Origin of the sequence: Chitinophaga sp. W2I13, from assembly GCF_050434005.1 — a bacterium.
Classification (GTDB): Bacteria; Bacteroidota; Bacteroidia; order Chitinophagales; family Chitinophagaceae; genus Chitinophaga.
Window position 1 is genome coordinate 1,400,047 of sequence record NZ_JBNPWD010000001.1, and the last position, 15,227, is coordinate 1,415,273.

The following is a 15,227-nucleotide window of genomic DNA, read 5'->3' on the forward strand; positions in this document are numbered from 1 at the left end:
ACTTTTTCAACAGGGCTTCTGCCCTTGGATATTTTTGTATTGCCATCTGTTAATGAATACCCGCAACACAAAAAATGTTAACTCGATCTAAGGTTAAGGAATTGTAAACAGTAAAAAAGAGGAGATAAGGCTGGCAGACAAAGCCGGATTTGCTTTAATATGTGCCTTTACCTGTTTAAGGGCACGGCTGTATAAAACGCGCGCGGAGCCGGCATCTATACCCAATTGCTGGGCAATTTTCTGATAAGAATAGTGGTGGTTTACGCGAAGGATAAATAGTTGGCGCTGACTGGGAGAAAGGATTTCCAGCGCTTCAGAGATAATGGTTTCTTTTAGTCCGTGCAGTTCGTCGGAGGCTATTGCACCCGGTGACTCCAGGGTGTCGTTTAATAGTATTTCCAGCTTTTTCAGGTGTGCCTGGTAACGGCCATTGGTGCGATAGTATTTAAAGATGCGCAGTTTCAGTGCATGGAGCAGGTAAAACTCCAGCGTTTCATCTTTGGGCACTTCCTCCCATTTCACCCATAGCGAAAGCAGCACATCCTGTACAATATCAAATGCGTCGTGCGGATTGGTTTTGGCCACGGCAATACCGAGTAACTTATCCCAGTAGGAAGCTACAGCCGCTTCAAAGTCGGCCTGGCCGGAAACCCCGGATGCATGATGGAAAGATATTTTCTTAAGCGCAGACATAAGTTGAAATATAACAGTCCCTACAAAAGTAATTGTCTAATATTACGTGGATATTAACGTTATGAATCCAGGCTTCTTTTCTTTTGAAAATCGATTTAGCAGATCCTCACAGGAAGAAGTGGTGTTGCTCCTGTACTGTTCATTATAAAGTTGTTACTGTTCTTTGATTGATATTTTAATGTGGACTGATTGGCCTCAATCAAATATAAATTTACTTTTTCAAACGGGAAAGAATATTTATAAAGCGTACATCTTACCTCAAAAAAAGTATCTTTCTGCCTGTTTTAAAAAGTCGCCTATGCTCACCGAAGATGCAGCTATCGCCATACAGGAAGAATTGCGCCGGCAGGTAATCACCACCGATGAATTGCCGGATACCATTAAAATTATTGCCGGCACCGATGTGGAATACGACAAAGATTCCAACCTGATTGCCGGCAGCATTGTATTGCTGGATTACACCACGCTGCAGGTACTGGCCGTGGCTACTCATTGTATGGAAGTCACCTTTCCCTATATCCCCGGATTATTTTCCTTCCGGGAAATGCCTCCCCTGCTGAAAGCCTGGGAAAAACTCCCCCTGCTTCCGGACCTCATCGTTTGTGACGGCCAGGGACTGGCCCATCAGCGCCGTTTTGGAATGGCCTGTCACTTTGGGGTAGCGGTTAACAAACCCGTGATCGGCTGTGGTAAAACACGGCTATGTGGTGAATATCATCACCTCGGAGAAGAAAGAGGCAGTGTTGCGCCCTTAACAGAAGCCGGTGAGCATATCGGTAATGCACTGCGGACACAAACCGGCATTAACCCGGTATTTGTTTCCACAGGACATAAAATATCGCTGGCTACCGCCACTGACATCGTACTGAAACTATGTACACAATACCGCTTACCGGAAACCACCCGGATATCCGATCATTATGGACGACTGGCGCTGCTTGAATACAAAAAAGAAGGGTGATAGAAATATTTGGAGAAATGATTTTATTATTTATATATTTGCAACCCCAAACGGGGAATACAGAATGGCTGAAAGGCTTGCCTGTAGGAAGGATCGGTAGTTCAGTTGGTTAGAATGCCGCCCTGTCACGGCGGAGGTCGCGGGTTCGAGTCCCGTCCGGTCCGCAAAGCCACTCTTTAAGAGTGGCTTTTTTTATTAAAACCCGCTAGAATCGGGTTTTAGCAAGAAAAGCATATTAAGTAATAACAAACATTACCAAAGAGAAAGGGTACCTAAAAGGGTACCTGTTTTATTTCCGAAATTGGTACCCGCGGTTAACCCTAATGAATTCACTCCTCCCGCTGACTATCTTGATTTTATTAAGAAATATAATGGGACGGAAAGAGCAATCGGAAATAATCAAAATCTGAAATTGTGGGGTATTGAGGAACTTGTTAAATTAAATACGTACTATGAGGTGGACCGCTATGCACCTGATTATTTCATTTTTGGCTCTGATGTAGGAGGAACAGCATACGCTTTCAATAAGCAAAATTCGTCAATAGTATAAGCTGACCGACAGAAAAACTATCACGGAATATGAAAATTGAGCAACACTTATCTAAGAATGAGTTGACTGACAAGCAGTTTTTGGTGATTGCATCTGAAACGGTTAAATATCTTGGCTGGCGTATCAGATTTATCTCAGATGCCGGTGTCATCGCTTATACCAATAATGGCGAGCATTCCTGGAACGGAGAAATCACTGTTAAACTAGACACATCTGGTGCTACGGTGCAATGTGTCACCATATCAAGTCTGCTAACTGACAACGGACGCAGCGAGGCCGTGGTACGTGCATTTGTTTTCTCATTTGAAAAGCTAAAATCAGAGATCAACGAAGATGAAGTGTGTGAAAAATATAAAAGCTACAAAAAAGATTTTATTCCTGCTTACGAAGATACTCTAAAGCCCGATATCAGGCCGAAATTTCATTTTTTAGGTGGGTTGCTGTCTTTTTTTAAACCGGCAACAGGCTACTTTTTTACCCCAATTCTAATTGTGCTCAATATTTTAATCTACCTCATCATGGTATGTTCGGGTGTAGCTGTATTCGAGCCTGATGCTGCAAGCATGACCACATGGGGAGCGAACGCAACTATTTATACGCTCGGGGGTCAATGGTGGAGATTAATTACGAGCTGCTTTATTCACTTCGGCATAATCCACCTGCTGCTAAATATGTATGCCCTTGCTTTTGTAGGATTATTTTTAGAACCGTTTCTGGGAAGGGTAAAATTCATCACAGCATACCTTCTGGCTGGCATTTTTGCAAGTGTGATCAGCCTTTGGTGGCATGACAATACCGTGAGTGCCGGCGCCTCAGGCGCTATCTTCGGATTATATGGGGTATTCCTTGCACTGTTAAGCACAAATCACATCGAGCGTTCCATGCGCAAAGGTTTGCTCACAAACATCGGCCTTTTTGTGGTTTACAATTTAGTATTCGGCAGTTTTAAAAGTGGAATAGATAACGCAGCACACCTGGGGGGACTGCTTGCAGGCGTGATGATCGGATACGCCTTTTACCCCGCTTTGCAAAAACCCGGGAATGTCTTGTTAAAATGGCTTACACAGATATTGTCGGTAACTGGTGTCATTCTTGTCTCAGCGGTAATCTACGTTAACCTTGCCAAGAGCGACAAGGTTACCTACCAGAAGCAGATCCAGGAATTTTACCAAATCGATACCAATGCATTAAAAGTGCTAAGAGGGCAGGAAAACGGTACGGGCGAAGAATTATTTCGGGCACTGCAACAAGGAAAATCAGCCTGGAGCCATGGTATTGAATTGATCACCGAATTGGATAAAATGAACCTCTCTAACCGGTTACACCTGCGCAACCAAACGCTCATCAAATATTGCAGACTAAGAATAAAAGCTTGTGAACTAATCGCCCAGGACCCGGAGCAAGGTATAAATAGTTATTCATCAGAAATGCAACAGATTAATATGCAAATAGGGGAAGTTCTTGACGATCTGAAATAAGACTAAGGGTATAAATAGACTAAGGAGCTGCACCGTGGAGTAGGATACGCACTTCCTCATCCAAGGTAACCATATTTAGCTATGCAACCTTTTTATTCAACAGATTTACGAGTTCCATATTACCTACTTTTTCCGCAAAAGATAAAGGGCTTGCACCAGCGTTGTTCTTATGGTTTGGATCCGCATGATGGTTCAAAAAAAGTTCTACAATAGCATGCTTTCTTTTGTCACCCCGAACGTAAAAAACAGCTGGCCATAGCGGTTGGTTACTAAAACTATTTGTTGCGTCAAGATTAGCATGATGATTTAGCAATAAAACTGCTATATCAAGCAAATTGTTTTCTCTTTTGGTAGGAAAAAGAAGGCTGAAGCTTTGATTATTATAGAATAGGTAAATAATAGCTAAATTGCCGACGATCTCTTCTGTTCCATGATGAACATACAGGTATCAACAACTAATGAATTTAAAGTCTCTTACCGGAACGAATAACACAAATAACAGACATAATCCTATTCAAATGATAAAACAATATCGATTGTTACTTTTAGCAGTTTTGCTGATAGGTTGTAAAAAGGAACCAGCTATAGAACTGGAAGATTTTAACCTGGGCAGCAATTTATCGACATTTGTATCGGCCAAAAACAAGCACAAAACTTATACTAATTATTATCAAATAAAATCTGAAATAATTGGCGCAGACACCGTTTTAGACGGTGAATTTATAGGAAGTGAGCAGCCCATAAGAATTGACTATAAACAACAAATGTTTTCCCAGAAAGATGTTATTGCAAGATTCGGTGATTTTGAGTTTAATGCGATCAATTTTGCCACAACGGTAACCGGAAAATTGATGGTTTTCAACGCGGTTGCGGGGAAGATTTCTTTGAAAGAAACCCAACGCTTTGTGCAGCTATTGAATGACAAATATGGGAAGGCAGTTAAGACCAAGAGCGAGTTTATTAAACCATTTGATATTTATTCCTGGCAATTAAAAGACAGGATCATTAAATATTGTGTGGTAAGTGAGAATGATAGCAATGCTTTGAAAGTTGGTACTGATAAGGACCAGCAGACCATAAAAGAGGGGAAGAACGAAACTTATCTGAAAGCATTTATATATATTATTAAGAAGGAATATGCAGACCAGGTAATTGGTAAAATGAGTAGCGGCGACTTACTGTATTGCGAATAACATAACAATTCGTTATTTTTCCGGGAAATGGATTCTGTTATATGAAAAAAGTCAAAGTCAGCCGCTCCCCCTATGTTTTTTGTAGCATAATTAAACAAAGCAAAACGATAGCCCATGAAATGCGGGAAGGTATAGGCCATTTTTAATTGTGTGCCCAATGGTATCCACGTTTTCCCATCGAGACTATAAAAAAAATCTGCTACATCTTTTCTGTTTGTAAAATTGCATTCCGCCTTAAAGTATACTACCTTTTGGTCCAGGGGGATTTTTTGTGCTTCTACAGGTTGGCCGGTGCTGGCATTGATCATTACGACAGCTTTGTTATTCCCGGCTATTCTGACACCAGCCAATCCGTAATTTTTTTGCAAAAGGCCCAAACCCGCAAAATCACCATCTTTCATATTAGAAATGTCAAGCGAAACTGTTCCGGAGCATACCGGGCCAATAGTGCGTTGTGTCAATGAATTTCGTGCCATCACAAAATCGGTGTCAATCCTGCCGGTGGTGAGTCGTAAATACCCTTTCCGATCTGTAACAGACCATAAACTATTATCCGGGTTGTGGTTCCATTGCCAAACCAGTGGTAATGCCCGTTCGCCTTTTTTACGGGTAAATTCGTCCGAAGCAACAATGCCGGGGATCAAACCTTTACCGGCCGGCAGATCGATTGTATCGGGCACTTTGCCATTGGTACCCAAAACGGGCCATCCATCCTCCCACTTTACAGGGACCAAATAGGGTATCCGGCCTACAGCGCCATAATCACGGAACAAATAAGAATACCAGGTTCCATTTGGCGCTTCGACCAATCCGCCTTGCGCCACGCCCAGATCCTGTAACCCAATTCGTCCTTCGTACGGGCCGGTGATTTTATCTGCCCGGTGTATTATAACAGTACGTATGCTGCCCTTTGGCCATGTAATATTGAAAAGATAATATTTGCCGTTTATCTTAAACAGCTGAGAACCCTCTGGACCGAGGCCGCCCGAAGGAGGGCTTGCATTCTCAATGATAAGCAGGTCTGTTCCGTCTGGCTTTATGCCCGAAAGGTCCTCATTTAATTCAACTAACCTTAATTTCCCGCTTCCACTAATCATATAAACCTTCCCATCATCATCAAAAAACAAAGAGTTATCACCCAGGTCGGGGGCAAATGACCTTGCCTTCCACGGGCCTTTTTCGATATCTTTTGTAGAGTAGATATAAGTTTTGCCCGTGGTTTCCGCAAATGTGCTTACATAATAGGTGCCATTATGAAAACGAATAGAACTTGCCCACGAACCATGCCCATATGCGTTTTTGCCATTTGTGAGATTTAATGCATCAACATTTGCTAAAGTATCATATGCATAATTCACCAGCTTCCAGTTCACCAGGTCGGTCGACTTCATAATCGGTACACCGGGACTCATATGCATCGTTGTGCTGCTCATGTAATAGCTATTGCCTACACGTACTATTGATATGTCCGGTACATCCGCATAAATAATGGGATTAGTTGCTTTTTGTGCGTATAAACACGGTACTACAAGGGTGATAATGAAGGCCGTCATCCATAACCTGTAAATCTCATTTCTCATATTCAGATTTTTTTTCCTGGTACGCTTACCTGATTTTAGTTAATGTATTTATTTAAAGCACGCCAACTAAATATGGGTCGAAAGTACTTCGATAGTTCGATAGTGCTTTGAGTTCGAACATTATCCCCTAATGATAATTCGAATACTGAAATTTACGAACAAACATCAGATCTATATAATCTGTAATCAAAGACGCTAACTCATCAACTTTCTCCAGTAATTTTTCCTCCGCTGCAGGATCAATATCATTATCTCCTGATATCTTACTCTTAATTTCTTCTTTAAACAAACCTATATATAATGACCTGATATTTTTATACACCGGTAAACTGTCGACAGGATCCAGACAATAGAGATCATATTCAACATAAGCCGGTATTCTCTTGTATTGATGCCCAAAATACGTTCCTCCGTGATGTAATTCCCCGTAAATCTCATTAACATATCTATACAACCTAAGCAATCTTTCTCTTCTCAGATGCTGGTTAACATTCTTCTTTTTCCAAAAATAACCATAAAGGAGATAGAACTCATCCTGCCCTGCTTCACCACCAAAACGGGCATCTTCCGGTGTTGGATGACACCAAAGGTTTGCATAAGCTTCTGCCGGGCTGGTTGGATATTTCTCCATGAACACCGGATTTCGTTTTAAGATATCTTTTAGCTCATTTTCAGTATAGACAAGATTAGCGTCGCTATCTATTGTGATTTCAGGGCTACTATCTTCTTTTTTTGCAGTATCAACTTTTGTGCGGTGATCAGGTTTGTTTGCATGACAGGCAATAAGGCAGAACAGTAGAAAAAAAAGAAATCCTTTGTGCATATAAGTAGGGCTAGTTATGATAAAGTTACCCTTCTCTGAATTAAAAAAGTTCGAAACTTTTCCTTCCACCGCGCAAAGCCACTCTTAAAGAGTGGCTTTGCGCGGTGGAGCAGCAGTTCCCAAATATATTGCTATGCTACAACAAGGATAACTTTACCGTTTACGCCGCCAGCCGTTAAGAAATCCTGGGCCTTTGCTGCTTCTTCAAGCTTAAATGTTCTGGAAACAATTGGTTTGAATTTTCCGGCTGCTATCAGGTCCAGGCCATTTTTCAATGTTTGAAACGATAAGTCGGAAGCGATAAAACGCGCTTCCACATGGAACTGTTCTGCCAGCTCCTGTGAAGGCGGCACCACGATACTCAATAGTTTACCACCCTGCTTTAATACCCGGAAAAGCCCGGCCTGGGCTTCGCCGCCAGCCGTATCCGCAACCAGGTCAACGCCTGTAACAATGCTGGTCACATCCTGCAATTTATAATCAATCACTTCGTCGGCGCCGAGGCTCTTAGCTAAGGCCACACCTTCTCCGGATGCAGTGGCAATCACATATGCACCGGCAGCCTTTGCCATTTGCACCATAGCCCCGCCAACTGCACCGCCCCCACCCTGGATTAAAACTTTCTGGCCTTTTGCTAACTTCCCTTCCGTAAAAAGAACAGATTGAGCAGTCCCGATATCTAACACCTATCGATGCTGCCTCTTCGAAGGACAGGCTTTGCGGCTTTGGCACAACGAAATTTTCGTTTGCAACCACAAATTGCGCATACCCGTTTTTTAATGGGATAGCGATGACTTCGTCACCTGCTTTAAATTTTGATACCTTTTCGCCGGTGGCAACAACTATCCCCGCAACTTCCCCACCTGGTATAAAGGGCATTTCCACCGGACGGATCTGCTTCATAAATCCCATGCGTATTTTCATATCTATCGGGTTTACGCTTGCTGCCTTCACCTGGATTAAAACATCATTTTCATTTTGGATAGATGGTGTCGCAACCTCTACCTGTTCAATCACCTCTGAACCACCAAAGGCTTTATATTGCATTGCTTTCATATTATTTTTATTTTTTAAAATTGTAAATAGTTTTTTTACTGAAGTGACCTGTAAATTGGATAATCAATGTAACCTGTTTCGCCGGGTGTATACAATGTGTTGAAGTCAACATCATTGAGGGGGTCGTTTTTTTCGATGCGCCTCACAAAATCAGGATTAGCAAGAAATCCCCGCCCAAAGGCTACAAGGTCTGCCGAGTTGTCCTGTAGTTTTTGCTCTGCTGTCTCTAGTGTCAAGCCGTTACAGTATATGATGGTGTTATTAAATGCTGTGCGGATGGCGTCATATGTTTTTTCAGGAATTTCCGGGTTGGTTGAAAGATGAATATAGGCGATTCCTATCTTATTCAATTCACTGCTCAGATGGGCGTATGTTTGATGCACCTCTTCTGTATCGTAAGGCTGTTGATCGCTTAATTGGGAAAACGGGGAAAAACGAATCCCTATTTTATCCGGACCGATAGCAGCTGCGATGCCCCCGGTAATCTCTACAATGAGGCGGCTTCGGTTTTTAAGGTTCCCTCCGTATTGGTCTGTCCTGTTATTTACATTTGGATTTAAGAATTGCTCCAGCAAATAACCATTTGCGCCGTGGAGCTCCACCCCATCAAAACCTGCAAGGATCGCATTTTTTGAAGCGCTTACAAATTCCGCTATCACACGCGTAATCCCCTCCAGGCTAAGAGCTTCCGGAACAGAGTGTTGCTGTAAACCAAGCGAGTCGGTAAAAATCTCGCCGGCAGCCCTGATATTCGAAGGACCTACGGGCAGTTGTCCGCCTGGTATATTGGCAACATGAGCAATACGTCCGGTGTGCATGATCTGCAAAAAAATCTTTGATCCGTTTTGATGAACAGCATCCGTAACTTTTTTCCATTCCTTCACCTGTTCATCAGAATAAATACCGGGAATACGTGGATAACCAAGTCCCTGGGGGCTCGGTGATGTACCCTCGGTTACAATCAATCCGGCGCCTGAACGTTGTGAGTAATACGTTGCCATCAGTTCATTTGGAAGATTGCCAATGGCCCTGCTGCGGGTCATGGGCGCCATTACCAAACGGTTTTTGAGTTTTAGCGGGCCCTTTTCAAAAGGCGTAAATAACTTTTTCATTTTGTATGATGATTTAATTCTGCAAACAAAATTAGAAGTTATGTTATGGGTAAAATAACCCAAAAAGGCGCAAGAATAGTCCAATGCGACAGGGGCACATTTAAACTTAAAAAAGTTGTGAAGTAAAGATGGGGACTATCCTCTGTAGGAAAACTTTTTGGGGGTAATACCATATTGCCTTTCAAACAATCTGCTAAAGTGGCTCAGATTGGAGAACCCGAGCTCATAACCCACGTCAGAAACGGAGAGTTTGGCCTGTTTCAATAAAAAGGCTGCTTCTTCCATTCGTGCACGCTGATAGTAATTGTATATAGTATCGCCAAAAGTTTGTTTAAAGAGCTGCTTAAGCTTGGTTTCACTCATTGAAGCGATCGTAGCTAATTCCTTTAAAACCGGCGGAGTACTAAGATCTCGTAATATCTCGCTGCGTATTACCAGGAGTTTCTCGGCGTCGGTACTATTAATATTTTTAAATGTGGTGTTCTCCCTGAGCGACAGCTTACTAAAAAGCAAGTACAGTACTTCCTGTACCTTAATCTGCACATAGAAATTGTTCAGGGAGTTGTTCATATCGACAGACACAATATTTTTAAGCAGCAATTGCATTTCAGCATCCAAACTTTCGAAAAAGAGAAAGGAAGCATTTTCTGCTGTAATGGTTTTTATTGTACTGTTAGGGTTTTCGATAGATAGAATGCTGCGCAATCTATCTGCAGCAACACCCACTACTACATACTGAATATTGCTGCCCGCTGGGAAACGGATTTCTGTGCGCAAGTCGTTTGTAGAAAGCTGTATGGCGGAATCATTCTTTTGTGAGAACGGTATGTTTTCCTCGTTATTATATTTAAGTTCAAAATCTTCTTCATTATTGTAAAAGAAAATGGTACGTATGTTATTGTATATGATGGCCGGATTACGTTTAATAACAAAATCTTCTTTTAATTTATACCGGTGGATGGTTAACCTGAAATCATCCCCAAACCCAACTTTACGTATGTAACCTTCTCCCAGTCGCGCTGGGATTTCCAATACATTATCTCTCACAGGCACATTAATCTGTTTTGAAAAAAATGTTATAAAGTCAAAATCTGGTGACGCTGTAAATTCAAAAATCATATAACCAGGTAAGTTATTACTCACTCTAAATTAACGTAAATAACCTGTAAGAAACCGAAAAAAACGACTATTTTGTTGATTCACCCTACATCACGTATGTTCAAGAAAAAGAAGCGTTATGCTGTTCCACTTATGATAACAAGTCCCCTCTTCCTATTTACGAAGACATGCATCATCATTTTGCTGATAATGTGGTGCTCCTTGCCCGGAAAATCCCAGTCCAATCCCTTCGGCAATGCACTTATCCCCGATATGATTGCTGATGCAAGTATCCAGGAAATAAATGGCACATTCTATTGCTATGCAACTACGGATGGTTATGACGACGGCCTTCGCACATCGGGACCTCCCGTGGTTTGGAAATCTACAGATTTTGTTCACTGGAGCTTTTCAGGGACTTACTTTCCGTCTGCCGCCGGGCAGTTGTATTGGGCGCCAAGTAAGGCAATCAGCGCAAACGGGAAATACTATCTTTACCCCACTGTCAACGGATACATGTATGCAGCAGTTGCAGACTCTCCCGACGGTCCATTCCGTTTGGCTACAGGGGCCGATACTTTTATAAAGCCCTATTCACCCAATACACTGCTTAAACTAAAAACACCCAAAGGTCCCACTGGTATCGATGCAGAGATTTTTACAGACGACGACCATAAAGCTTATTTGTACTGGCAATTGAGGCATGCGGCCCCGCTTAATGAGGACATGATCACTGTTGACACCAATACTGTTACCATACAAACACCGCGCAGTGGCTATTCCGAAGGACCCATTTTTTTCAAACGGAAAGGCATTTATTATTTTCTTTACACGCTTGGCGGAGATGAAAAGTATCAATACGCTTACGTTTCAGGAAAGGCATCTCCACTGGGACCGTTCGATTCTCCCAAAAACAACGACATCATCGCTACCACAAATTACGAGCGCCAGATCTTTGGTCCGGGGCACGGATGCGTTTTCAATGTTCCAGGTACAGATGATTACTATTTTGCGTATCTCGAGTATGGAAGAGGAAGTACCAACCGGCAAACGTACGTCAACAGATTACGCTTCAATGAAGATGGGTCCATTCAACCGGTCGACCTGACAATGACAGGTGTTGGCGCACTCCATCAGGTGAAGACCGGCGCTCCAAAAAAAATCGTGCAGGTCACAGCATCGAGCACCCGGGCCGAATTAAAAATTAAACCGGCAAAAGATTCATTGCTTCACCGTGTTGAATATTTCATGCCCACCTTTGCTTTTGATGGCTCAAACGGATCACGCTGGATGGCTTCCCCCGAAGACTCCGCAGGCTGGATCATGGCCGATTTAGGTAAAGTCATGAGCATCAAACGCAGCGAGGTTTACTTTGTCCGGCCAACAGCCGGACACGCATACGTTTTGGAATGTTCCACGGATGGCACACACTGGTTGTCGTGTGGTGGTCATAATGATGTTAAAATACAATCCCCTCATTCCGATGCTGTCAATATCAGAACGCGCTTTCTGAGAATTAAAATTACTAACGGAATAAAAGGTGTTTGGGAGTGGAATATTTATTAAAAGATGGGATTTATGAATAATGTCAAGCTATTGATAGCCCTTTGGACGTGCCAGCTGCCATGCTTAAATTCATTTGGTCAGCAAACCGGGAAATGGGGAGACCAGGGAAATGGAACTTATATTAACCCTGTGCTGCCAGGCGACTTCAGCGATTTGGACGCGATTCGTGCAGGCAACGATTTTTATGCTATATCATCCACCATGCAGTATTCTCCGGGTATGGTCGTTCTACATTCAAAGGACCTTGTTAATTGGGAAATTATCAGTCATATTGTACCGGATCTTACACGCATCTCACCCAATCTCAACTGGGATAAGATGAATTGTTATGGCAAAGGCATATGGGCGGGTTCTTTACGGTATTACAAAAATAAATTCTGGGTATATTTCGGTACACCGGATGATGGCTTCTTTATGAGTACGGCAGCAAATCCTGCAGGACCATGGGAACCGGCTCATCAATTGTGGAAAGTATCCGGCTGGGATGATTGCTGCTCCCTCTGCGATGAAGATGGTCAATTGTATTTTGTTGCCACCAACTATGAAACTGATCCCAAAAACAATAAGAAATACAATATCCATGTTTTCAAAATGACACCGGACGGAAAAAAACTGATGATGGGAACGGACAGTATCATCCATCAGTCACATGGAAGTGAAGCAAATAAATTATACAAAATAAATGGCCTTTACTACCATCTCTTCAGTGAAGTAAAGTCAGAAGGCCGGGTGATCATGATGGAACGCTCGAAAAGCATTTACGGACCATGGGAGATAAAGCAATTAAACCATGTAAATAAAATGCTGGATAAAGAACCTAACCAGGGAGGGCTTATTCAATTAACCAGCGGAGCATGGTATTTTTTTACGCATCATGGTACGGGTGATTGGGAGGGCCGTGCCGCCAGCCTGCTTCCTGTTACCTGGATAAATGGCTGGCCAATTATTGGAAAGGTAGGGAATGATACCATTGGTTCCATGGTTTGGTCGGGTCGCAAACCAATTCATCTTAAGGCGCCGCTGTTAACCATACAAACCGACGATAATTTTAATTCTGCTACCCTTCTTTCACAATGGGAATGGAATTACCAGCCGAGATCAGATATGTGGTCCTTAACCGACCATAAAGGATTTTTACGATTGTATGCTTTCAGACCTGTAACCTCTGATAATAAGAATATCCTCTTACAGGCAGGCAATACCATTACCCAACGCAGCTTACGCACAAAATCCAACGCAGTTACCGTTAAGTTAGATATTGATGGAATGCGTAACGGTGAATATGCAGGGTTAACGCATTTTTCAACCTCGGGCACGAGCTGCATTGGAATAAAGCAGGTTAACAACTCGCGGTACCTGACCTACACACATAATGATCAGGACTCTACCGGACCAACCATTGCCGGGCGTACTATCTGGCTCCGATCTGCCTGGACCTACCAGGGAGAGAACAGATATTTTTACAGCGTTGATGGAAAATCATTTTCACCTTTCGGAGGCGTGGCCCGGTTAGCCTGGGGCAGTTACCGCGGAGACAGGATCGGTATTTTCAACTTCAATACTGAGTCGGATAGCGGGTTTGTTGATATAGATTCATTCCGTTACTCCGATTCCCGGTTAAAGTACTAATGTGCTTTGATGCTTAAAGCACCTTCAGATAACCCATCTGAAGTAACTGTAAGTTTAATATCACCTGTGTTCCGGCTGCTTCTGATTACAACTAATGCACGCCCACGCCATGCTTTACGTGTATCACCAACATACGGATCAGTATCTTTAACATCGGCATTATCTGTTCCGGCAATAACACCAGGCCCATCAATCCGGAAATGCAAACGGTTTGCGGCTTCAGGTTGAAAGGTTCCATCCCTATCCGTTATCTCTATTGTGACATAAACTAAATCCTGCCCGTTTGCCAATATTTCTTTTCGATCGGAAGTTAGTTTTACTTTTGCCGCCATGCCGGCAGTTTGCAGGGTGGCAGATTCAATTTCCTTATCATTTTCCATACCAACTGCTTTCAGTAAGCCGGCTGAATAAGGCACCGGAAATGTTGCTTTAAATTGCTGATCAATGGTAGTTGCCTGTTCACCGATAAGCTTGTTGTTGAGGTAAAACCGGACTTTGGGATATTTTGAATAAACTTCCACCTGAACATTCTTCCCTTTAAATCCGGGCCAAGTCCAGCTTTCCCAGGTAGGCCATACCGACCACCAGGTTTCCTTTATCTCAATTGGCTCCGGAGCCGGTTCCCTGACAGCCATATAGAGTTTTTCACCGTTATTGTACAACATGCTTCTGTAATGTGATATAGGTTTTCGCCATCCGATCAGATCTACGTCGCCACAGTAAGCACCATGCCAGGGGAAAAAATCATGTTCCCAATGTTGGCCAGGAACGTCTCCCGAGTAATACCAACGGCCTATTGACGATTCACCCAGGTAATCCATGGCGGTCCACACGAAATCACCCAAAACATAATTGTTCTCCTGTACCAGTTTCCAATTGATAAAAGCATCTTTCGGATAGGATTCCGTTTGAACAATTATACGTGAAGGAACTCTTTGATGATCAGCAGGAGCGCTATACAAATGATAATTATAACCAGCCACATCATGTACATCCATGAGTGAATCAAATGCCGCCCAATTCTTATTATTTTCTACAATGGCAGATGTGATGGGGCGGGAAATATCTATCTTCCTGAGATCATCCGCAAGCATTTTTGCTGTTTTTATTGCTTCCGGTTCACCTCTCTCTGGTATCTCATTACCTATACTCCACATAATAACCGATGGGTGATTACGATCGCGCTCCACCATTGATTCCAAATCGCGCGTCCACCATTTATCAAAATACACGGCATAATCATTTTTATTTTTTCCTCTTCTCCAACAATCAAATGCTTCGTCCATCACCAGTAGACCTAATTTATCACAAGCATTTAAAAAAGTTTCAGAGGGAGGATTATGAGAAGTTCTTACAGCATTGAAACCGGCAGCTTTGAGCAACTCCACCTTGCGTTCCTCGGCGCGATCAAAAGCAGCAGCGCCTAAGCATCCATTATCGTGATGCACGCAGCCACCATTCATTTTTATTGTTTTCCCATTCAACTGA

General features: G+C 42.8%; 14 protein-coding genes and 1 tRNA gene. 7 read left to right on the top strand and 8 right to left on the bottom strand.

Features of this window, described 5'->3' with window-relative positions:
- Positions 1-93 precede the first annotated feature (93 nt).
- A complete protein-coding gene (locus QFZ48_RS05635) occupies positions 94-693 on the bottom strand; it encodes an RNA polymerase sigma factor (protein WP_429045087.1) in 600 nt (199 codons plus the stop codon).
- 298 nt (positions 694-991) lie between these two features.
- On the opposite strand from QFZ48_RS05635, the gene nfi reads away from it, so the two are divergent.
- The 5 genes from nfi (at position 992) to QFZ48_RS05660 (ending at position 4,875) form a co-directional block, all read left to right on the top strand.
- A complete protein-coding gene (nfi, locus tag QFZ48_RS05640; RefSeq protein ID WP_429045085.1) occupies positions 992-1,654 on the top strand; it encodes a deoxyribonuclease V in 663 nt (220 codons plus the stop codon).
- Between the two features lie 90 nt (positions 1,655-1,744).
- Positions 1,745-1,818, top strand: a tRNA-Asp gene (locus tag QFZ48_RS05645).
- A gap of 137 nt (positions 1,819-1,955) precedes the next feature.
- Positions 1,956-2,204 carry an SMI1/KNR4 family protein gene (locus QFZ48_RS05650; RefSeq protein ID WP_429061500.1) on the top strand — a complete coding sequence of 83 codons (249 nt, stop codon included), beginning with the start codon at positions 1,956-1,958 and terminating at the stop codon, positions 2,202-2,204.
- Positions 2,205-2,233: 29 nt separating this feature from the next.
- Positions 2,234-3,682, top strand: a complete 1,449-nt coding sequence (locus tag QFZ48_RS05655) for a rhomboid family intramembrane serine protease (RefSeq protein ID WP_429061502.1) — start codon at positions 2,234-2,236, stop codon at positions 3,680-3,682.
- 518 nt (positions 3,683-4,200) lie between these two features.
- Positions 4,201-4,875, top strand: coding sequence for a hypothetical protein (locus QFZ48_RS05660; protein WP_429045077.1), 675 nt, complete (start codon positions 4,201-4,203; stop codon positions 4,873-4,875).
- Here the strand turns inward: QFZ48_RS05660 and QFZ48_RS05665 are convergent.
- The 6 genes from QFZ48_RS05665 to QFZ48_RS05690 form a co-directional block, all read right to left on the bottom strand.
- On the bottom strand, positions 4,782-6,455 hold the full coding sequence (locus tag QFZ48_RS05665; protein ID WP_429061504.1) for a glycoside hydrolase family 43 protein: 1,674 nt from the start codon (positions 6,453-6,455) through the stop codon (positions 4,782-4,784). The genes QFZ48_RS05660 and QFZ48_RS05665 overlap by 94 nt on opposite strands.
- A gap of 127 nt (positions 6,456-6,582) precedes the next feature.
- On the bottom strand, positions 6,583-7,278 hold the full coding sequence (locus QFZ48_RS05670) for a hypothetical protein (RefSeq protein WP_429045076.1): 696 nt from the start codon (positions 7,276-7,278) through the stop codon (positions 6,583-6,585).
- Between the two features lie 131 nt (positions 7,279-7,409).
- Positions 7,410-7,859, bottom strand: a complete 450-nt coding sequence (locus QFZ48_RS05675) for a zinc-binding dehydrogenase (RefSeq protein WP_429061507.1) — start codon at positions 7,857-7,859, stop codon at positions 7,410-7,412.
- Positions 7,786-8,334: an alcohol dehydrogenase catalytic domain-containing protein gene (locus QFZ48_RS05680; protein ID WP_429061509.1), complete on the bottom strand. Its 549-nt coding sequence runs from the start codon at positions 8,332-8,334 to the stop codon at positions 7,786-7,788. Before QFZ48_RS05680 ends, QFZ48_RS05675 begins: the two co-directional genes overlap by 74 nt.
- Before the next feature lie 35 nt (positions 8,335-8,369).
- Positions 8,370-9,509: an alkene reductase gene (locus QFZ48_RS05685; protein ID WP_429061510.1), complete on the bottom strand. Its 1,140-nt coding sequence runs from the start codon at positions 9,507-9,509 to the stop codon at positions 8,370-8,372.
- Positions 9,510-9,581: 72 nt separating this feature from the next.
- Positions 9,582-10,565, bottom strand: coding sequence for a helix-turn-helix domain-containing protein (locus QFZ48_RS05690; RefSeq protein ID WP_429061512.1), 984 nt, complete (start codon positions 10,563-10,565; stop codon positions 9,582-9,584).
- 201 nt (positions 10,566-10,766) lie between these two features.
- Here QFZ48_RS05690 and QFZ48_RS05695 point away from each other — a divergent pair, with 201 nt between their 5' ends.
- A complete protein-coding gene (locus tag QFZ48_RS05695) occupies positions 10,767-12,110 on the top strand; it encodes a family 43 glycosylhydrolase (protein WP_429061514.1) in 1,344 nt (447 codons plus the stop codon).
- Positions 12,111-12,122: 12 nt separating this feature from the next.
- On the top strand, positions 12,123-13,739 hold the full coding sequence (locus tag QFZ48_RS05700) for a glycoside hydrolase family 43 protein (protein ID WP_429061516.1): 1,617 nt from the start codon (positions 12,123-12,125) through the stop codon (positions 13,737-13,739).
- On the opposite strand, the gene QFZ48_RS05705 is transcribed toward QFZ48_RS05700, so the two are convergent.
- Complete coding sequence (locus QFZ48_RS05705; RefSeq protein WP_429061518.1) at positions 13,736-15,223, bottom strand: glycoside hydrolase family 2 TIM barrel-domain containing protein; 1,488 nt, start codon at positions 15,221-15,223, stop codon at positions 13,736-13,738. The genes QFZ48_RS05700 and QFZ48_RS05705 overlap by 4 nt on opposite strands.
- Positions 15,224-15,227: the final 4 nt, after the last annotated feature.